Annotated in this window: 18 protein-coding genes; 10 read left to right on the top strand and 8 right to left on the bottom strand. The window is 49.9% G+C overall.

What is annotated here, in order from left to right:
• Positions 1-224 precede the first annotated feature (224 nt).
• The 6 genes from ACH50O_RS01845 to ACH50O_RS01820 form a co-directional block, all read right to left on the bottom strand.
• Positions 225-989: an inositol monophosphatase family protein gene (locus ACH50O_RS01845; RefSeq protein ID WP_446810357.1), complete on the bottom strand. Its 765-nt coding sequence runs from the start codon at positions 987-989 to the stop codon at positions 225-227.
• A gap of 84 nt (positions 990-1073) precedes the next feature.
• Positions 1074-2366 (bottom strand): ammonium transporter, encoded by a 1293-nt coding sequence (locus ACH50O_RS01840; RefSeq protein WP_446810356.1) that lies wholly within the window; start codon positions 2364-2366, stop codon positions 1074-1076.
• A 135-nt stretch (positions 2367-2501) separates the two neighbouring features.
• Positions 2502-2840 carry a P-II family nitrogen regulator gene (locus ACH50O_RS01835; protein ID WP_196435702.1) on the bottom strand — a complete coding sequence of 113 codons (339 nt, stop codon included), beginning with the start codon at positions 2838-2840 and terminating at the stop codon, positions 2502-2504.
• A gap of 187 nt (positions 2841-3027) precedes the next feature.
• Positions 3028-4431: an ammonium transporter gene (locus ACH50O_RS01830; RefSeq protein WP_446810355.1), complete on the bottom strand. Its 1404-nt coding sequence runs from the start codon at positions 4429-4431 to the stop codon at positions 3028-3030.
• 22 nt (positions 4432-4453) lie between these two features.
• Positions 4454-4792: a P-II family nitrogen regulator gene (locus ACH50O_RS01825; protein ID WP_020485491.1), complete on the bottom strand. Its 339-nt coding sequence runs from the start codon at positions 4790-4792 to the stop codon at positions 4454-4456.
• A gap of 23 nt (positions 4793-4815) precedes the next feature.
• Positions 4816-5037 (bottom strand): hypothetical protein, encoded by a 222-nt coding sequence (locus ACH50O_RS01820; protein ID WP_446810354.1) that lies wholly within the window; start codon positions 5035-5037, stop codon positions 4816-4818.
• Between the two features lie 163 nt (positions 5038-5200).
• On the opposite strand from ACH50O_RS01820, the gene ACH50O_RS01815 reads away from it, so the two are divergent.
• From ACH50O_RS01815 to ACH50O_RS01805, 3 genes are all read left to right on the top strand, one after another.
• Complete coding sequence (locus ACH50O_RS01815; protein ID WP_446810353.1) at positions 5201-6625, top strand: porin; 1425 nt, start codon at positions 5201-5203, stop codon at positions 6623-6625.
• A gap of 156 nt (positions 6626-6781) precedes the next feature.
• Positions 6782-8191: a glutamate--ammonia ligase gene (glnA, locus tag ACH50O_RS01810; RefSeq protein ID WP_446810352.1), complete on the top strand. Its 1410-nt coding sequence runs from the start codon at positions 6782-6784 to the stop codon at positions 8189-8191.
• Between the two features lie 1607 nt (positions 8192-9798).
• Positions 9799-10428: a PEP-CTERM sorting domain-containing protein gene (locus ACH50O_RS01805; RefSeq protein ID WP_446810351.1), complete on the top strand. Its 630-nt coding sequence runs from the start codon at positions 9799-9801 to the stop codon at positions 10426-10428.
• A gap of 57 nt (positions 10429-10485) precedes the next feature.
• On the opposite strand, the gene ACH50O_RS01800 is transcribed toward ACH50O_RS01805, so the two are convergent.
• Positions 10486-10848 carry a hypothetical protein gene (locus ACH50O_RS01800; RefSeq protein ID WP_446810350.1) on the bottom strand — a complete coding sequence of 121 codons (363 nt, stop codon included), beginning with the start codon at positions 10846-10848 and terminating at the stop codon, positions 10486-10488.
• Between the two features lie 204 nt (positions 10849-11052).
• On the opposite strand from ACH50O_RS01800, the gene ACH50O_RS01795 reads away from it, so the two are divergent.
• From ACH50O_RS01795 to ACH50O_RS01770, 6 genes are all read left to right on the top strand, one after another.
• The gene (locus tag ACH50O_RS01795; protein ID WP_446810349.1) at positions 11053-11265 is read left to right on the top strand and encodes a hypothetical protein; all 213 of its coding nucleotides are present in this window, start codon (positions 11053-11055) and stop codon (positions 11263-11265) included.
• Between the two features lie 193 nt (positions 11266-11458).
• The gene (locus ACH50O_RS01790) at positions 11459-12235 is read left to right on the top strand and encodes an exodeoxyribonuclease III (RefSeq protein WP_446810348.1); all 777 of its coding nucleotides are present in this window, start codon (positions 11459-11461) and stop codon (positions 12233-12235) included.
• 1112 nt (positions 12236-13347) lie between these two features.
• Entirely contained in the window at positions 13348-14403 is a 1056-nt protein-coding gene (gene glnL, locus ACH50O_RS01785; RefSeq protein ID WP_446810347.1) for a nitrogen regulation protein NR(II), read from the top strand.
• Positions 14390-15811, top strand: a complete 1422-nt coding sequence (ntrC, locus tag ACH50O_RS01780; RefSeq protein WP_446810346.1) for a nitrogen regulation protein NR(I) — start codon at positions 14390-14392, stop codon at positions 15809-15811. The genes glnL and ntrC overlap by 14 nt, the downstream gene beginning before the upstream one ends.
• Before the next feature lie 178 nt (positions 15812-15989).
• On the top strand, positions 15990-17357 hold the full coding sequence (locus ACH50O_RS01775) for a hypothetical protein (protein ID WP_446810345.1): 1368 nt from the start codon (positions 15990-15992) through the stop codon (positions 17355-17357).
• 22 nt (positions 17358-17379) lie between these two features.
• The gene (locus tag ACH50O_RS01770; protein ID WP_446810344.1) at positions 17380-17880 is read left to right on the top strand and encodes a hypothetical protein; all 501 of its coding nucleotides are present in this window, start codon (positions 17380-17382) and stop codon (positions 17878-17880) included.
• On the opposite strand, the gene ACH50O_RS01765 is transcribed toward ACH50O_RS01770, so the two are convergent.
• Positions 17866-18681: a DUF2066 domain-containing protein gene (locus tag ACH50O_RS01765; RefSeq protein ID WP_446810343.1), complete on the bottom strand. Its 816-nt coding sequence runs from the start codon at positions 18679-18681 to the stop codon at positions 17866-17868. The genes ACH50O_RS01770 and ACH50O_RS01765 overlap by 15 nt on opposite strands.
• A gap of 96 nt (positions 18682-18777) precedes the next feature.
• Between ACH50O_RS01765 and purM the strand changes: the two genes are divergently transcribed.
• Positions 18778-19821 carry a phosphoribosylformylglycinamidine cyclo-ligase gene (gene purM / locus ACH50O_RS01760; protein ID WP_446810342.1) on the top strand — a complete coding sequence of 348 codons (1044 nt, stop codon included), beginning with the start codon at positions 18778-18780 and terminating at the stop codon, positions 19819-19821.
• Positions 19822-20098 lie beyond the last annotated feature (277 nt).

Genomic DNA, 20098 nt, shown 5'->3' with positions numbered 1-20098 from the left:
CCGGCGTGCCGCCCGAGCAGCCTCTCCGCCATTCCCCGCCGATTGCACTTATCCAAGCTCGCAGCGTATTTAACGCGCCCCCCTTGTCCATGTTAGCCATACTTTAATCACAAGGCTATTCCAAGTTACCGAAGTGTTGCTGGACGCTTCGTTTTAGCGGCAAGCATTCGAATGCGATCTGCCTCCTTTTTGAAAGCCCAAAGCCGAACCGTAAGCGAAAATGTTCACATCAATGGTAACAATTGAGCCAAGATCTTATTGTTTGTCGCCAAAACCTGTTTCGGAAACACCCCCGGATTGCCTTTAAAGTCGGTAATGCTGGCCCCGGCCTCTTTAGCGATCAGAACCCCGGCGGCTATATCGTACAAATTCAGCTCTTGCTCCCAAAAAGCGTCGACCTGTCCATCCGCCACCGTGCACAGATCTAGTGCCGCCGACCCCAAGCGACGTTGGCCGGTGGTGGCCTGAGCGATGCGATTGAAGCGCGGGAGATTATTCTCTTCCAAATACTGGCGCAAGCAGGCGAATCCGGTCGATACCATACTGTTGGCGAGACTGGTTTCATCCGACACCTGGATCGGTTTACCGTTCTTCCAGGCACCCTTGCCTTTTTCCGCACAATAATAATCGTCCAGGGCAGGTCCGTAGACCGCGCCCATCAATAATTCGCCGTCGATTTCCAAAGCCACGCTGACGCCCCAAAAATATTGGCCTTTGGAAAACGAATGGGTGCCATCGATCGGATCGACGATCCAACGGCTGATTTGATTGGCGGTTTGCCCGCTTTCTTCCCCCCAGAAGCCGTATTCCGGACAGCATTCGCTCAGTGCCTGTTTCAAATGATTTTCCACCGCGACATCGGCGTCGGTGACCAGATCGCGAGCACTTTTTTTATTGATCGCCAGCGAATCTAAATCATTAAAATAGCGCATCGCCACTGCGCCGGCGGCACGAACGATGGTTTCTAGAGCTTCGAGAGTGATGGGCATGATTTTCCTGAACTTTAAGGGATGCGGGCAGATTGGCTAACCGCCCTGCCCATTATGAAAAGCCAATAGTTTAACGGCTAATGTTTACAGATTGTGGTAACCGGTTTCTTCGTGCAGCACGATATCCAGACCTTGTTGCTCTTCGTCCTCGCTAACGCGCAGACCGATGCAAATATCGATCAGTTTCAACAAGACATAACTGAATAACGCGCTCCAGGCAGCTGTCACCAGTACCGCCAGTGCTTGCACACCGACTTGCTCGGCAATGCTAATACCGTTCAAACCCAAACCGCCGAAGCTTTCGGCAGCGAATACGCCAGTCAAAATCGACCCCACGCAACCGCCAACGCCATGTACCGGAAAGACGTCTAAAGAATCGTCGATTTTTAAACGCCGTTTGACAAATTGCGTGGCGTAAAAACACACCACACCAGCCACGACGCCGATCGCCAGTCCACCTATCGGCCCGACAAACCCCGAAGCCGGCGTAATGGTACCCAAGCCTGCCACCATGCCGGTGACGATACCCAATACGCTGGGCTTACCAAAACGCAGCCACTCAATGGTCATCCAGGTCAAAGCACCGGCAGCGGCGGCAATATGGGTTACGGCAATCGCCATGCCGGCGCTGCCATCGGCTTTCAAGGCGCTGCCGCCATTGAAACCGAACCAGCCGAACCAAAGCATCCCGGCGCCGGTGACGACCATGGTCATATTGTGCGGCGGCATCGCCACAGTCGGAAAACCCTTCCGACGCCCCAATACCAATGCCGCTACCAGGGAAGCAACTCCTGCGTTGACGTGAATCACAATCCCGCCGGCAAAATCCTTGGCTCCCAAAACCGCCAGCCAACCATTGCCCCAGATCCAGTGGCAAATCGGCATATACACCACGATCAGCCAAAGGCCGCTAAACCACAACATCGCCGAAAACTTCATCCGTTCGGCAAAAGCGCCGACGATCAACGCCGGGGTAATAATCGCGAACGTCATTTGGAACATGAAAAACACGGTTTCCGGAATATCGCCAATCAGGTTTTGCGTGCCCATTTCGGGTAGAAAAATCTTACTGCCCCCGCCCAAAAATTGTTGCCAGCTGCCGCCGTCGGCAAACACGAAGCTGTAAACGCCAGCCAGCCACAATATCGAAACCAGGCAGGTAATCGCAAAGCACTGCATCAGCACTGACAGTACGTTCTTGCTTCTAACCAAGCCGCCGTAAAATAGCGACAAGCCGGGAATGGTCATGAACAGTACTAGTGCGGTGGAAGTTAAAACCCAGGCCGTATTGGCCTGGTTAATGCCGTCGGCCCAAGCCTGCTCCGGCAATATCAGACTGAATGCCATCAGCATCAGCGCTCTTGTTATTGTTGTCATTGTCTATCACGAAATGATGGTGTGTTGTCATTATTAAGCAGGCTATAAACGACAAAATCGCCCTGGTCTGCGAATAACTCGCAGACCAGGGCGATTTTTGATGTTTTACCGCTTTTTATTTTTTGTCTTGAAGACTTAGATAGCGTCTTCTCCGGTCTCGCCGGTTCTAATGCGGATGATCTGCTCCAGATTTGTCACAAAAATTTTCCCATCGCCGATTTTACCGGTATTGGCGGCCTTGACGATAGTTTCGACAGCTTGGTCGACCACATGATCCGCGACAGCGATTTCCAGTTTGACCTTGGGCAGAAAATCCACGACATATTCGGCGCCGCGATATAACTCGGTATGGCCTTTTTGCCTACCAAAACCTTTGACTTCAGTTGCAGTCACGCCGGCCACGCCGATCTCGGACAAAGCTTCCCTGACGTCGTCCAGCTTGAATGGTTTGATAATCGCTGTAATTAATTTCATGCTATCCCCAAATTCGAATGATTAAAAAGCTGTTTCGCCACTGTTTGCCGCCAAAAAAATAATAAGTAAATCCACTAAAAACTACAATTTACACGGGCAAAAGCACCAAAGTTGTGCTTTATGATAACAAAAACGGGCAGCCATCGCCGACCACCCGTTTTTTTCGCGTTAACCGCAGCGTTCGATCCTATACGTGATAAGCGGTTTCGCCATGTTCGGTGACATCCAGACCTTCACGCTCGGTAGCTTCGCTGACGCGCAGCCCCAAGGCCACGTCGGCAATTTTGAATGCCACGAAAGAGACGACACCGGACCAAACAATCGCAACACCGACACCCCAGGCTTGGCTGGTAAGTTGCGTCAATACGCTGTAGTCAGGCAAGGTCGCGTTGGTCACGTAATCCCATACCCCAGTACCACCCAAATCTGGGCTGGCAACCACTGCGGTACCCAAGGCACCGATGATACCGCCCACCCCATGCACGCCAAACGCGTCCAGCGAGTCGTCGTAGTTCAATGCGTGCTTTAAAAAGGTTACCGACCAGAAGCAAACCGCGCCGACCACTAGACCCAAACCGATAGCTCCCATCGGCCCTGACCAACCGCAAGCAGGGGTAATCGCGACCAAACCGGCAACCGCGCCGGAAGTAGCACCCAACATACTTGGTTTACCGCGCACGGCCCATTCCGCCCCCATCCAAGCCAATGTCGCCGCGGCGGCTGCCAATAAAGTGTTGACGAAGACCAATGCCGCCAAGCCGTTGGCTTCCAGGTTGGAACCGGCATTGAATCCGAACCAGCCTATCCACAGCAAGGACGCACCTATCATGTTCATGGTTACGCTGTGCGGTGCGATGAATTCCTTACCGTAGCCGATACGTTTGCCTATCATCAAGCAACCAACCAAGCCAGCAATACCCGCGTTAATATGTACCACGGTGCCGCCCGCAAAATCCAAGGCGCCTTTTTGGAACAGAAAGCCTGCAGTCGCACCGGCGGTTTCCGCGGCGGCGGCGTCGGTATAAGCATCCGGACCGGCCCAATACCAAACCATATGCGCCATCGGCAAATAGCAGAAGCTAAACCAAATCACGGTAAACAACAGTACCGCCGAAAATTTAACCCGCTCGGCAAATGCGCCGATGATCAATGCCGGTGTGATAGCCGAAAACGTTAGCTGAAACGCCACGTAAATGAATTCCGGCACATAGGCGCCTTTACTGAAAGTCGCCGCCATCGAATCCGGGGTAATGCCCTTCAGGAAAGCCTTACTAAAGCCGCCGAAGAACGCGTTGCCTTCGGTAAAGGCCACACTATAACCGTAAGTAGCCCACAACAGTGCCGACAAAGAAAAGATTACAAAGACTTGCATCAGAATAGACAACATATTCTTGGCGCGCACCATGCCGCCATAAAACAGCGCCAATCCGGGAATTACCATCAAGGCCACCAATATGGTCGCCACTATCATCCATGCGGTATCGCCTTTATTGACGGTAGCTTGCACGGCAGGCGCGGCTACTTCTTCCGCAAACGCCACGCCCGAGAGTCCAAACAGCGCGAACAGCGCCATGCCTGTTAAATATTTCATTGTTCGTTTCCCCATCTTGATATTAAAGAGCTTCTTCGCCGGATTCGCCGGTTCTAATCCGAACCACCTGTTCCAGATCGGTTACAAAAATTTTGCCATCGCCGATCTTTCCGGTATTGGCTACTTTCACAATCGCTTCTACGGCTTGCTCAAGCAAAGCATCCGCAACCGCTACCTCTATTTTTGCCTTGGGTAAAAAATCCACCACATATTCGGCACCGCGATACAGTTCCGTATGGCCCTTCTGCCGACCAAAGCCTTTTACTTCAGTAACCGTTACGCCAGATACACCGATATCCGACAACGCTTCGCGCACGTCGTCCAGCTTAAACGGCTTAACCACCGCTGTTATCAGTTTCATAGTTCAACACCTCTTTGCTTGAGTTAGTAAATTCCCGAAACAAGCAAAGCATGATGCATGCCATTATTTATTTGCATGATTTTTAACGATTTATTAAACCCCCGCCCTAAAAGCACAATAGAATCGCACTCTATTGGTGCGCGCACCAAAGGATTGCACCATTGCAACTCAAGCCCTTGCTGCAAGCCTTGATACACCTGTTTGGCTTCATTTCCATTATAAAAACCAAGGCCTTGTAGCAACACAGCAACATCGCATCACATTGGTGCAACAAAAAGAATTTGCACCATTGCGATTCATGAACTAGCCTACATATGGAGCTTATCTTGTTGATTTTTAATAAATCGAATCTGGCCTAAAAAATGCTAAATAATTTCCAGTAGTCACTGACCCTAGGGGATAACCACCATGAGAAACAACATAACGTTAACAAAACCACACACCCGCGCTTACTTAGCGAGTGTGTTGGTGATTTGCAGCGCAGCGGCTAGCGCGGAGAGCTGGACAGAAGCATCCGGCCTGCTTGGTGCCGCCGGGATTGATCCGAATGAAGCGAAGTTTATGAAAGATCATAATCTGAAGTTCGGCGGCTGGCTGGAAACGAGCGTAAGCGTGAATGCTAACTCCACGCACAATGGCTTTAACGGTCCCGTGACATTTCAAGACAGAGATTCGCAGTTCCAAATGAACCAATTGAATTTCTATCTGCAAAAAGCGATTACAGTGGGTGGTGATAGTTTCGATTGGGGCGGTCGGGTTGATTTTATGTACGGCTCCGATGCCATTTTCACCCAAGCATACGGCAACCCTGCTTTCAATCCGTTAACGGGTGCAGCCGCGCCACGTGGCAACTGGGATTTACATTTATCAGGCGACCAAAATTACGGCATCGCATTGCCTAACGCTTATGCGGAATTCAATTTACCTGTAGGTAGCGGTATTGATCTTAAAGTCGGCCATTTTTACACCCCATTGGGCTATGAAGTGGTTACATCGCCCGACAACTTTATGGTTTCTAAACCATATACGATGCAATATGGCGAGCCTTTCACTCACACCGGCGCTTACGGCACATACAGTCTGAACAGCAATTGGAGCGTAATGGCAGGCGCGGTTACCGGCAGCGCCACTGGCGGCTGGGATGGTAACTTCGATCGCAACCTGGGAACCTGGTCATGGTTAGGCGGCGGTACCTGGACTAGCGATGACGCCGGCACATCTTTAAATTTAACCACCACCCTGGGTCGACAAGCAGACAACAACAATAACCTATGGGGCATCTACAGCTTAGTCGGTAAACACAACTTCACCGACAAACTGCATTTCATCATTCAACACGATCACGGCTTTGCTGAGAAAGTCATAACCGCCAATGGCATCAATGCAGTTGCTGCCGGCATGACTAACAGCAACCTGCAAAATGCCGAATGGTACGGCATCAATTCCTACCTGATTTATGATGCTACCGACAAATTGAGCGCCGGTGTCAGGGCGGAATGGTTCCGCGACAACAACGGCTACCGTGTTAACGGTGCGGGCCGTTGCGTCGCAGGCGTCAACACTTACGGCGGTAATGGCGCCGCGTATAACGTCACTGGCGGCTCTTGCAACGGCTGGATGAGTGGCAACGGCAATTTCAGCGTACCAACTCCCGGAACAAACTATTACGAATTGACTGTTGGCTTAAACTACAAACCAGCCAAATGGTTAAGTTTAAGACCTAACATGCGTTTGGATTACTCTGATCAAAAAGTGTTTGGTGTTGACGCAAATGGCATTGGAAACAATAGAACCCAATTCCTGTTCTCGGCCGATGCCGTAGTCACTTTCTAAATGGCTAAATTGAAAATCTTTTAGATAAAAATAAACGCGCCTCCAACACACGGTTGGAGGCTAGGTTTGTTATAGCTCTTTACTGCGTTTGATGATATTGTTAAACCGTTTTAGCTTCTCAACCAAAACAACTACAACCTACGGAGACCCTCACTAATGTCTGTTGATCACGTTCTGAAATTAATCCAAGAAAACGACGTAAAATTTGTCGATTTCCGCTTCTGCGACACCCGCGGTAAAGAGCAACACGTTACTTTTCCAGCACACACTATCGACGAAGACACCTTTGAAGAAGGTAACATGTTCGATGGTTCATCCATCGCCGGCTGGAAACACATCAACGAATCAGACATGATTCTGATGCCGGATCCAAGCACTGCGGTTATCGATCCTTTCTTCGACGACAAAACCCTGATCTTGCGTTGCGACATTATCGAACCTAAAGATATGCAAGGCTATGCGCGCGATCCACGCTCCATCGCCAAGCGTGCCGAAGCTTATTTGCAATCTACCGGTATCGCCGACACCGCGTTCTTCGGCCCTGAAAACGAATTCTTCATTTTCGACGACGTACGCTGGAACACTGGCATGGGCGGCTGCTCTTACAGTATCGATTCCGAAGAAGCCGGCTGGAACTCCGAAAAAGTTTACGAAAACGGCAACATCGGTCACCGTCCAGGCGTTAAAGGTGGTTATTTCCCTGTACCGCCAGTCGACTCTTTCCAAGACATGCGCTCTGCAATGTGCTTGGTTCTGGAAGAAATCGGCCAAACCGTCGAAGTTCACCACCACGAAGTGGCAACTGCCGGCCAATGTGAAATCGGCGTTAAATTCAACACACTGGTTAAAAAAGCCGACGAAGTACTGGGCTTGAAATACGTGATCGCCAACATCGCTCACGCCTACGGCAAAACAGCCACATTCATGCCTAAACCACTGGTAGGCGACAACGGTAGCGGTATGCACGTTCACCAATCGCTGGCAAAAGGCGGCGTTAACCTGTTCACAGGTAACCTGTATGGCGGCCTGTCTGAAACCGCGCTGTACTACATCGGCGGGATCATCAAACACGCTAAAGCATTGAACGCGATTACCAACCCTTCAACCAACAGCTACAAACGTCTGGTTCCAGGGTTCGAAGCGCCGGTGATGCTGGCTTATTCAGCGCGTAACCGCTCTGCGTCTATCCGTATTCCTTACGTCACCAACCCAAAAGGTCGCCGTATCGAAGTACGTTTCCCTGACTCCACTGCTAACCCATACTTGGCATTCTCTGCCATGTTGATGGCGGGTCTTGACGGTATCCAAAACAAGATTCACCCAGGCGAAGCGATGGATAAAGACTTGTATGACTTGCCACCAGAAGAAGAAAAAGCGATCCCGCAAGTCGCTTTCTCTTTGGACGAAGCATTGGCCGCCCTGGATGCAGACCGTGAGTTCTTGACTCGTGGCGGCGTATTCACCGACGACGTAATCGACGGCTACATTGCCCTGAAACAAGAAGATGTGACTCGTCTACGCATGAGCACTCACCCTGTTGAGTTGGATATGTACTATAGCCTATAACGGTTAAGCCTGTTTCAGACAGGCCAGACCAATCCAAAACCCCGCAAATCTCAAGGCTTCGCGGGGTTTTTTGTGCCCCAAGCATTCCCAGTAAAACCCATTGAAGCCTTTAACTTTGCCCTTTTTGAGTTATTTTTTGAGCATCCTTTAATAACCGGCCGATATGGCGGTTTATTTCAATTGCGAACGAAGCAAGAGGCATGGAGTCACATCACAACCAACATTCCCGATTAATCAAGCCGATACCAAACGCCACATTCTTTATGTGCCGAAGGAATGATGCGCCGTTTCATAGAGCCAGCAACCTTCACGATTAACGATTATGGCTGGAGAAATGGCAAAAATATTGATGCTCTAGCCTAGGATGTTGACACGTTACATTCAATGCGGACTGAGGGCGCAGGCTTTTTGCACTCTCTTCTATGCATAATTACCTCAACACAGGCGGACAAGTACATACCGTAGCGTTTGCCGCATCAATAGAATGAACTTGCCAACTGGTCTGAAGGAAGTCTAATTACCCCACATCGATTTGACGCCGAGTTTGACCAGCAAGCACTCGTCCGTGTTCTGGTGTCGACATAAAACTCAAGGATGTCTCGACCGGAAGCGGACTGACCGATAGTAACTTTGTTTTTGGAGAATTCGAGATGAACATAATCGCAGATAATAATTTTAGCGTGCTGACGGCCGAAGAAATTGAGGCCGTTTCCGGTGGATGGTGCGGAACCGTTGCACCAGGAACTTGGCCTAGACCAGCCCCAACACCAGACCCTTGGTTTAGCAGCATAACCAGCACACTGTCCAAAGTGAGCCTTAACCCTCAGCCCTTGCCACCACGTACGGCCGGTTTGACTCTTCTCTGACCCCCAGCAACAGCAGACCACTGTTGTATATCCAGCGAGGTTTAATATAGTCGAATCGCAAAAAAAACGCCGGTAGCCGTGGAAGGTTTGCCGGCTTTTGTTTGGCGGCCGCTTTAGCGTCCCGCAGATTGTAAAACGTTGACTGGTCAATACCCATAGCTTGCTTTTATAGTCTCTCCGTTCGACTTTGATGTCGGCGAGTTGCTCAGTTTAACTTGGCCGGGCGCCCAATGAGAGTTACTCCGCATATCCGTAATTAATCCGGGCTGACGCCATCAAAACTGCGAGGCGTTATACAGCATCAATTTGGGAAAACTGAATAATTGGTTCCACGCGAATAAATTGAATGGAGGTGGGTGATGAATTGGCAATATTTATTAAGTGGGAGTTTGGCGCTATATATCGTTGAAACAGCCGGCAACAATCATTCGGACGTGGCAATTGCCATTATGGCCTTTTCGATTTGTTTTATTCCTGATTTTATAAATGCGCTGTTATCCCTTACCCGGCACGAACATAAAAAAATATTTCACAATCCCCATTCAAACTAAGAGGGGAAGATGTAATCGACAGGGCAAAGCCCGACAAACAAAATGCTCCCTATTTTTAAGCCTCCTGGATATCTGCATTTTACAGGCATCGAGCATTAAAACCCGTACTGCGACCTTTGTGCAATTGTTGCCAAATCAATAAGCAAGTCTAATGTATCCGGTCTAAACAATAACTATTTGGAAACAATTAATGAAAAATAGATTCATCACAAACATTGCTGTAACCTTATTACTAATTTGTTCCGCAAGCGTTGCAAGCGCTTCGGTGGTTATTACCCAACTGAACTCCAGCATCAGTATGGACAATGGCTACGAAATTTATCTTGCCACTAATGACAATGAGCAAGGTGTTTCCTTTGGTAGCGGTAACGATTGGACCACTACTTTTCAAGACACCGCATATTTAATTGCCGGAGTTGATTATTATCTGCATGTTCGTGGCTATGACCAAGGCGTCATTGCCGGTTTTCTCGGACAATTTTCCTTAACAGGCACTGAACATGTATTTAGCAATAACAGTTCGTCATTAACCACTAACACCAGTGATTGGCACGGTAATAATACGGGTTGGGGACAAAGCTATTTAGCTTCATTAACCCAGCTCGGATCGAATGGTGCAAGTCCTTGGGGTAGCCGCCCGAATATTTCTTCCGCAGCGACATGGATCTGGGCTGGCGATGAACATACCGATAGCCTAGCTTACTTTTCCACGAAAATTTCCGCCGTGTCGGCAGTCCCTGTTCCTAGCGCGATTTGGTTATTCGCTACAAGTTTAGGTCTGTTCTCACTCAAGAATCGCCGGAAAAGACTCGATAATTAGTCCCACACCGTTAGTTTAAAACATTAAGCCGGGAACAAACCCGGCTTTTTTATGCATCTATTTCGCCTCGTCGGGTATCACCGGCTCCTGCCATGAACCGCGCTTATGAGCATCCATCACGGTTTTCCAGCCATCTTCCACTTCTTTCTGACTTAAACCGAAATGATCTAGAACCCCATTCAAACCAAACGGTAAGCCGAACGCCGATTTCGACTTGCTATTTTGATCCAGCGCATTCCTGGGCGCGGCTGAAATCAACACGCTACCGTTAATTGGTTTAACAATTCCTTTCGCGCAACGCGCGATATCATCGGTATAGATAGTCTTTCCTCCGACAACACACTTCATCGGTTCGGCTACAGCCTGACCAAACATAAAAAAAGCCGCGATAGCAACGCCGATTTCGAATGTTGTTTTCATTGCCCTACTCCAATATTTCCAGTTTCTGCTAGCCCTAAAAACTTGAATAATCGAGTTCTTAGTGTAGCCCGGAATATGCGATTTCAGCAGATGCGCATAGCAACGTAGGAATGCCATCTCTTAGAAATCAGTAATTGACAGTCCAACCAACGAGACCTAAAACTGTTTGCATATGATCCGTTCAACATCACCGAGGTAAAAGCCATGACAAGAATGTTGTTCGAGATAGCAATAGTCCCACCCCTTGTCGGCGGCCTGCTGTTTGTTACCAAGGTAATAGCGAAAGAAAACAGCTCGGACAAAGCGTTGCCGGAAAACGGCGATTCCGCCGAAGACCCTTCAGAGAGAGAATTGAACCGACACAAACGGATCTCGTACCGACGTTACCAATCCTTACCGGACTTTAGCAGAGCATAACCAATATCATTGATTTAAAATAATCGCCTACAGGACTGCTTGACTTAAAAAACAGCAAGATTCGCCACACCTTCAAATATTGGCATACTTAGCCATAGAGAGCTTTGCAGAATAAAATTGACGAGTTATCTCGGATATATTTGCCATACCACCTCAAATAGCCTATTTAACGACTAAATTCCAACCAATAACCATGCTCCGCATCATCTCCGCCAATCTCAACGGCATTCGTTCGGCTACCAGCAAAGGCTTTTACGAATGGTTAGAAACCCAAAATCCCGATTTTGTCTGCATGCAGGAACTCAAAGCCCAAGCTGGCGATATGACAACCGGCATGCTGAAGCCGAACGGATTACACGGTTATTTTCATTATGCGGAAAAGAAGGGCTACAGCGGTGTAGGCATCTACAGTAAACGACCAGCCGATCAGGTGATCGAAGGTTTAGGCCAACTCGACATCGATAGCGAGGGGCGCTATTTGGAAGTACAAATCGGAAACCTATCGGTAATTTCCTTGTATCTGCCATCCGGTTCCAGCAGCGAAGAACGGCAAAGCGTTAAATTCAGTGTGATGGAGCGATTCTATCCGCATCTTGCCGCACTAATAGCCAGCGGGCGCGAAGTAGTGATTTGCGGCGACTGGAATATCGCCCATAAAGAAGCTGATTTGAAAAACTGGCGCGGCAACCAGAAAAACTCCGGTTTTTTGCCGGCGGAACGGGCCTGGATGAGCCTAGTATTCGACGAACTGGGCTGGGTCGATACCTATCGCTACCTGCATCCAGATACTACCGACGCATGCTACACGTGGTGGAGCAATCGCGGCCAAGCTTGGGCCAAGAATGTCGGCTGGCGGATCGATTATCAAGTCGCCACCCCCGGCATCGCGCTCAAGGCTCGAGCAACCAGCATTTTTAAAGAGCAACGTTTCAGCGATCACGCACCGCTAATCGTCGATTACGACTTTTAACCGAATTGCCCATCAAAACCCGGCGCACAGGAAGCTAGCAACAGAGGCTGACAGACGTCTAAATCCTCGCCATTTAAAAAAGCACTGATAACCCAAACATGGTTCCTAGAACCGGGAGAACATAGACCCGTAAGCGGCTTGAACGTTCCATCCTCTCCCAACACACTTGCTCGTCGCCCTTTTACACAGACAAAACACGCACACAACTGGTGCATAGCTATTTAAACCGATGTTGACGGAGACATCTGGCGAGAGCATGCCATGGTTGTTTTGAAAGGTATCAGCGCGGAACATCTCGTCAATTGCGGAATGCGGCGGTAGCGAGGCCCCTACAGATGCAAACAGGGTCTTAACGCATAAAACCATTCTTTAAAACGGCTTTAAATGGGGATTAAATCGCAAATACCTGAATGAGCTGAGAAAGTTACAGCCTAAATCCGGTGAAGCGGCCAACCTGTTGAGAGGGATATTCTGGTGCATTATTCGAAATGACGCACAATTATGGCGCATAAAAAGCCACACGCCGATATTTTAAAGCCACGGCCAGCTACTCAGCCTTGGCTAACTCATCAGCTTTCCTGTTTTAGCATTTACTAACCAATCGGACACCGCGCGCACCACAGGAATGTTGACCACCACCGATGCGGTGCCAACACTAGCTTGATAGCCCCAGGACAACTCCACCCCTGGTATCCAGCTAATGTGAATTAGCCCAATAGATATATTTCTGTACTGCCAACTCATATCTATCGGGCGGCTTTGTGCACCAAAACACCTTGCACGTGATTTCGAAACCCCTCGTATTAATTGGATATACCATCGATTAAGCTCCGTAATAGTCGTTCTTAAACAATTTGCTGCCTAATGTCGGGTGGCGAATAGCCAACGATGCCGCTTTTCGGACAAAAATTAACGTGCGAAACACTTTTTAGCGGCAATAATTTCCGACCATCCAGCCACTTCGCACCAATACAGACCACCCACTCAGAGGTTTGCACTAAAATGGATAGGCAACATCATTTTTTGGTTTTCCAAGCGCGTAAACGGGCAAATTTCAGCTATGGCGTACATATTGCTTGAGCTAATCCAACCCTTAGAACTTCATCTATCCAGTGCACAAAAAGATACTAGATCACTTAAACGAAGCAATCCTGCTGTTCGACAAGGATTTGCGTCTGACTTATATCAATCCCGCCGGCGAAATGTTGCTAGCCGACAGCGCCAAGCATTTGCTTGGTCAATCCGCGCATAAATTATTCAAAACCGTGCATAACACGTTGTTTAACGATTTATTACCGCGTTTATATGCGCACGAGCCGCTAGTCGATAGAGAACTAATCCTAGAACGGCTCAGTCAATCGATTACCGTCAATCTTAGTGCCACGCCTTTATTGGAAGACGGACAATTACACGAAATCCTGATTGAACTGCAACAAGTGGATAGGCATTTGCGGATCACCAAAGAAGAACAATTGTTGGCCCAGCAAAATACCAGCCGCATGTTGGTGCGCGGCCTGGCGCATGAAATCAAAAACCCGCTGGGCGGCCTGCGCGGCGCGGCACAATTGCTTGACCTGGAATTACAGGATCCGGAATTAAAGGAATATACGCAAATCATCATTGCCGAATCCGACCGTTTGCAGGATTTGATGGACAAAATGCTCGGCCCCAACAAACCGGCGCATAAAAGCCAGTTGAATATCCACGAAGTGCTGGAACGGGTGAGACACTTGGTAATGGTGGAGGCCAGCCACGGCATCATGCTGCATACCAATTACGACCCGAGCATACCTGAGATTTTCGCCGACAAAAATCAGCTGATCCAAGCCATACTTAACATAGTGCGTAACGCGGTGCAGGCGGTACAAAACCACGGTGTGATTACTATGAAAACCCGCGTGCAACGGCATATGACCATAGGCCGCAAACGCTACAAACTGACGGTAAAAATCGACATTATCGACAACGGCCCGGGCATCAAACCCGAGCTGATGGGACAAATTTTTTATCCGATGATTACCGGCCGCGCAGAGGGCACCGGACTTGGCCTGTCTATTGCTCAATCTTTGATCAACCAACATAACGGCTTGATCGAATGCGAAAGCGAACCGGGCAACACCGTATTTTCCATATACCTACCTTTGGAGACGAATCATGCAAATACCTGACAAGGTCTGGATTGTCGATGATGACAAATCCATCCGCTGGGTACTTGAAAAAGCCTTGCAAAAAGCCGGCGTTAATACCCAAAGCTTTGCCAATGCCAACGAGCTGCTGAAATCGCTACCCGGCGGTTTACCGCAAGTACTGATCACCGATATCCGTATGCCGGGTATGGACGGTTTCGAATTGTTGCGCAACATTCAAAATAGTTATCCGGATCTGCCCGTAATTGTAATGACGGCGCATTCCGACCTGGAAAGCGCCGTGTCGGCGTTTCACGGAGGGGCGTTCGAATACCTACCCAAACCCTTCGACGTCACGGAAGTCGTCGAAACCGTGCAACGCGCCTGCGCCCACAGCAAACAACGGCAAAGCGATAGCGTGGTAACGCCCCCGACCGTTGAAGAAACCCCGGAAATCATCGGCGAAGCGCCCGCCATGCAGGAAGTATTTCGGGCGATAGGCCGGCTGGCGCGTTCTCATATCACGGTGCTGATAAACGGTGAATCCGGCACTGGTAAGGAATTAGTCGCCAAGGCTCTGCATCGCCACAGCCCGCGCGCCGAACAGCCGTTCATCGCCTTGAACATGGCGGCCATTCCAAAGGATCTGATGGAATCGGAATTGTTCGGCCACGAGAAAGGCGCATTCACCGGCGCCCAAGCCCGTCGTATCGGCCGCTTTGAACAAGCCAATAACGGCACCTTATTTTTGGACGAGATCGGCGACATGCCGGCCGAGTTGCAAACCCGTTTGTTACGGGTCTTAGCGGACAACGAGTTTTATCCGGTCGGCGCACATACTTCCGTAAAGGTGAATGTCCGCATCATCGCCGCCACCCATCAAGACCTGGAAACACTGGTCGCGCAAGGCCGGTTTCGCGAAGACTTGTTTCATCGCTTGAACGTGATTCGAATTCATATCCCGCCGTTGCGCGAGCGCCGCCAGGATATCGGCTTATTGATGCGGCATTACCTATATCAAAGCGCGAAAGAACTGAATACCGAAATCAAATTGCTGAAACCGGAAACCGAAGCATTTTTAAGCAATTTGAAATGGCCCGGCAACGTCCGGCAACTGGAGAATATCTGCCGCTGGCTGACGGTGATGGCCTCCGGCCGGGAAATTCATATCGAAGATTTACCGCCCGAACTCACCCATAACTCGGCCGATTCTCCGTCGGGCGAAGCCAAACCGGGCGATTGGGAAAGCCAGTTTAAAAGCTGGGTCAAGCAACAGCTCGCTATCGGCAAAGTGGATATCGCCAAACAGGCCATTCCGACGCTGGAGACCTTGTTGATCGAAGCCGCCTTGAATCATACTCACGGCAGAAAGCATGAAGCCGCGCTACTACTGGGCTACGGACGCAACACCCTGACCCGTAAAATCAAGGAACTCGATATCAAGGAATAAGCCGTAATAACGCTAAATTGGTTAAATCCGCAAGCCGGCAGCGGCGGATTGCGGCCCAATTTCAAGGCATCGGCCACCATGCAAAACCGGCAGGATTTTTTATCCGTTTAAATGCCATCGGTGTATACTCCCCGCCGTCTGATTAACCTCAATAACAAGCAGAGAAGGTTTACATCTCATGGCGGATAAAACGGTAAGTAAACACCTGACTAACTTGGAGCGACAGTTCGCGGCGACCGACCCGGTTTTGCAAAAAACCGCCAAGATTTTTCAGGAGCTGGATCAAATCGAATTCGAATTGGGTTTGATCGATAACGAAGAAACTACCGCGCGCAAAACCAGCTGGTGGCCTATCGTCAGCACCTTGGGCGGTTATTCGCCAGCCAAATCCGATTTTATCACTCGCTATCTGGGTATCCAGGCGCATACCGCCCGCCATAAATTTACGGTGTTGCAATACACCCCGCAGGCTAATACCGCCACCCTGCCCGGCACCGCATTGGATGCCGACCACCGCCTGCCTTTCTATCAAATTGGCCGCGAGATCGATCTGGTTGCCGCTGGCGAAGGCAACAAACTCAACAGTTACCTGGAACTGGTCACCGCCAACAGCAACAAACTGAAAAACAAGCTGGTTATCGACACACCGGTATTAAACCCGGCCGCGGAAAGTGCGGTGATCAGCCTGTTACGGCATCATGTGATAGAAATCTCCGATCTGGTTTTGGTGTTTAACGATTTATTCGAAGCCGATCCCGATCTGATCAAAGACACGCTGACCAATATCGTCGCCCACCAAGATTCCAATAAATTCATTTTCGTGATCGATCATTCGGAGATCAATATCGATGCGGCGAAAAGTCAGGAAATTTCCGCTTCCTGGCAAAGACGTCTGGCGGAATTGGGCATCCACACAGGACAGTTCGTGGTGTTGTCGCAAGCCGGCGATACAGCGGTTTTCGACCAGCGCTTCAACAATATCAATAATGATCGCTCGTACCGGATACTGGGCACGCTGGAAAGCAGCATCCGCGCGGTAGATGATGTGATCATGCCGGAAGTCGAACAGGCGTTGACCACTTGGAAAGATCGCAGCAATGCCTCGACCCTGATCGTACTGGGTTTTGTGGCAATGCTCATGTTGTTTGCCGAAATAGCGGTCGGCATCCTCGAACTGCTGCTGGATCCGATAATCGGCCCGGCCATTATCGGCGTGCTGATTGCCATATTGACACCACTACATATCGTCGTCAGCCGCGTACATGCCAAATTTCTGATCAAACAATTGCATAAACGCCAAAAGCAGTTAAATCTCACCGAAGACTTGGCCGGTTTGTTTGAAAAAAGCCTGAGTTTCTGGCGAATCTTGATGCCGATTACCGATCCGGTAGGTAAAAACAAAAAGACCCGCAAAAAACTGAATGCGCTTATTGAACAGAGCAAGGACCTGGTACAAGCCTTGAACGATCAATTTAGTCATAGTCAGCAACAGGAATACCGTAACCAATACGATGCATATCCCTACGCCGATCAAGAGGACAACTAAACCTTAAAGAGAGTGCCTTGCTATGGACATCATCAGACATTATTTCCCGCTGTGCTGGCTAAATGTCTCTGTTTTAGACCTGCCCAAATCGACGCGCTTTTTTAAACACAATGCGATTTTTTATTTTATCGCGGTGTTTTTTATCCAGTTCAACATGTCAGACGACATCGACACCATCTTCGAGGTGTTGCTGGAGACTTTACTAACCCTGGGTTTCATCGCCTTGGTGTTACTGCTGAATCGAACCTTTAACATTTTTATTCAAGTCGCGTCGGCCATTTTGTTTTGCGAAAATGTCGTCGCGATCTTTCTGATCCCTATCGTATTCTGGGTAACCGTGGCAGAGGACACACCCAGCTATACGACGCTGGCGCTGTTTCTAAGCTGGGACATGGCCATCATCGCCCGGATCTTCAAGGATGTATTACAGGTAAACACCCCGGCCAGCCTGGTCGTTTCCCTGTTTTATTTTTTAACCTCTTACGGCGGCGCTTACGGCATTTACAGCTTAGTGATTGGCTGATGTCTCCGGCTTAACGCCGTAGTAATTGGACAATACATCGTAAGCACCCTGCACGCCGGCGACAACCGCGCCTTTTAAAGGCAAACACGCGCTGTTCCACTGTTTAATTTTACCGTCGAAATAAAACGCCCATTCCCCCTGCCAGCAATTGCCTTTCTTAGCGATGCGTCCGGCCATCACGGAGGTCACTTCATAACGGGCAGACACGGCTAATAAATTTCGGGAATCCGCGCTCAGCACCTCGCTGAGCGAGATTTTTTGTTGCTCTTCCAAATCCAGCATCGGATATATCATCGGCACGCCTTTAATTTTTGAGGCGAAGGCCAAGGCGCTTTCCAATTCCGGCATGCTGTCGGCGTTGTAAAACCGCCGCCCTTCTTCGTCATCGACCACCAGCCATACCAAAGTTTCCGGCCTGATCTCGCTCCAAATACCCACTTGGCTTTTGCGCATGACTTCCATAAGTTGATCCTCATCGAACTGTACACGTAGCAAGCGAGCCTCGGTCTCCGGCAGTTCGTCCGTGGAAATCAAGGAAAACTGCGACTGCTTAACGTAGTTCTGCGCGCTGTTCAAGGCCTGCTGCACCACCGGAATTTTGGAAATATCCTCGGATACCAGAACCCGGCTCAACACCGCATACATAGCCTGTTTGATCGCCACAGTTCTATCCTCGGCTGACTGACTGTTGGCTATCAACTCAATCTCATACAAGCCTTTGACTTCCACCGCATCCGCTAGCTGAGCGTTGCATAGCAATCCCCACAAGCACAGCCTTAAAAACCCGGATTTACCCTTCATAAAAACCTTGACCACAAGCCTACCCTGACAGTGCATTAATGGGAACTATAGTACAATATCGGTCGGTTCAACCTTAACTTTAACGAGAGACTGACATTGAGCGAACAACAACAAGACCGCCTGAATTATAAGAGCGCGGGCGTCGATATTGAAGCCGGCAACGCTTTAGTCGAGCGCATCAAACCCATCGCGGCCAAAACCCGTAATGCGGGCGTCATGGCCGGTTTAGGCGGCTTCGGTTCGCTGTTCGAATTACCGCTGGATCGTTACAAACAGCCGGTCTTGGTGTCCGGCACCGACGGCGTCGGCACCAAATTGAAACTGGCGCTGGATTTAAACATCCACAACAGCGTCGGTATCGACCTGGTTGCGATGTGCGTTAACGACATCATCGTCCAAGGTGCCGAGCCGCTGTTTTTCCTGGATTATTTCGCCACCGGCAAACTGGAAGTCGACACCGCCGCCAGCGTTATTGAAGGCATAGGCAAAGGCTGCGAACAAGCCGGCGCGGCGCTGGTCGGCGGCGAAACCGCAGAAATGCCCGGTATGTACTCTGATGGCGATTACGATTTGGCCGGCTTTTGCGTCGGTATCGTCGAAAAAGACCGCATCATCGACGGCAGCCAAGTGCAGGCCGGCGACAAACTGATCGCCCTGGCCTCGTCAGGTCCGCATTCCAACGGCTACTCCTTGATTCGTAAAATCGTCGCTCGCAGCGGTCTGGCCTGGAGCGATAGCGTCAACGGCAAACCGCTCGGCGAAACCCTGCTGACCCCGACCCGCATCTACGTCAAACCCTTGCTGGAACTGCTGAAAACCGTGCCGGTACATGCGATGGCCCACATCACCGGCGGCGGCATCACCGAAAACCTGCCGCGCGTATTGCCAAATGGCCTAAATGCCAATGTACAGCTATCCGCTTGGCAATTGCCGGAAATTTTCGTTTGGCTACAGCAACAAGGCAATGTCGAATTGGCCGATATGCTGGTCACCTTCAACTGCGGCATCGGCATGATCGTGTGCGTCGCGGCGGCAGACGAAGCCGCTACTCTGGAAATATTAAAACAACAAGGCGAAACCGCGTTCAGCATCGGCGAAATCGTCGCCGGCGACGGCAAACCGCACGTCGTCTATTCCTGATTTTTTCCATAACACCACCATGTCTGCGAGCAGGCATGGTATTACCTCTAAAAAACCGAAGAAACCTTCCTATTCCTGAGCAATCGTCGTAGAACGGTCCCTTTTCCCTCCGGGAGAAGGCTAGGATGAGGGGAGATAATAGAATTTCCCCTTCAAGCCTCTCCTTTAAGCCCAGTGGGTACACGGGGAGAGGGAGCTTTTACGACAACCTCGCCAGGGCACGGGATTCTTAGAGGTGCCTTTTTATTAACCCGGCTGTCTCGCAGCTTATCAACCC

The organism is Methylomonas sp. 2BW1-5-20 (genome assembly GCF_052474515.1).
The sequence above is the reverse complement of the archived record's forward strand: the minus strand, read 5'-3'. Positions and strand labels throughout refer to the sequence as shown.

Coding starts and splice junctions, on each gene's coding strand:
- ACH50O_RS01845 (WP_446810357.1), bottom strand. CDS start 989: ATGCCCATCACTCTCGAAGCTCTAGAAACCATCGTTCGTGCCGCCGGC.
- ACH50O_RS01840 (WP_446810356.1), bottom strand. CDS start 2,366: ATGACAACAATAACAAGAGCGCTGATGCTGATGGCATTCAGTCTGATA.
- ACH50O_RS01835 (WP_196435702.1), bottom strand. CDS start 2,840: ATGAAATTAATTACAGCGATTATCAAACCATTCAAGCTGGACGACGTC.
- ACH50O_RS01830 (WP_446810355.1), bottom strand. CDS start 4,431: ATGAAATATTTAACAGGCATGGCGCTGTTCGCGCTGTTTGGACTCTCG.
- ACH50O_RS01825 (WP_020485491.1), bottom strand. CDS start 4,792: ATGAAACTGATAACAGCGGTGGTTAAGCCGTTTAAGCTGGACGACGTG.
- ACH50O_RS01815 (WP_446810353.1), top strand. CDS start 5,201: ATGAGAAACAACATAACGTTAACAAAACCACACACCCGCGCTTACTTA.
- glnA (WP_446810352.1), top strand. CDS start 6,782: ATGTCTGTTGATCACGTTCTGAAATTAATCCAAGAAAACGACGTAAAA.
- ACH50O_RS01805 (WP_446810351.1), top strand. CDS start 9,799: ATGAAAAATAGATTCATCACAAACATTGCTGTAACCTTATTACTAATT.
- ACH50O_RS01800 (WP_446810350.1), bottom strand. CDS start 10,848: ATGAAAACAACATTCGAAATCGGCGTTGCTATCGCGGCTTTTTTTATG.
- ACH50O_RS01795 (WP_446810349.1), top strand. CDS start 11,053: ATGACAAGAATGTTGTTCGAGATAGCAATAGTCCCACCCCTTGTCGGC.
- ACH50O_RS01790 (WP_446810348.1), top strand. CDS start 11,459: ATGCTCCGCATCATCTCCGCCAATCTCAACGGCATTCGTTCGGCTACC.
- ntrC (WP_446810346.1), top strand. CDS start 14,390: ATGCAAATACCTGACAAGGTCTGGATTGTCGATGATGACAAATCCATC.
- ACH50O_RS01775 (WP_446810345.1), top strand. CDS start 15,990: ATGGCGGATAAAACGGTAAGTAAACACCTGACTAACTTGGAGCGACAG.
- ACH50O_RS01770 (WP_446810344.1), top strand. CDS start 17,380: ATGGACATCATCAGACATTATTTCCCGCTGTGCTGGCTAAATGTCTCT.
- ACH50O_RS01765 (WP_446810343.1), bottom strand. CDS start 18,681: ATGAAGGGTAAATCCGGGTTTTTAAGGCTGTGCTTGTGGGGATTGCTA.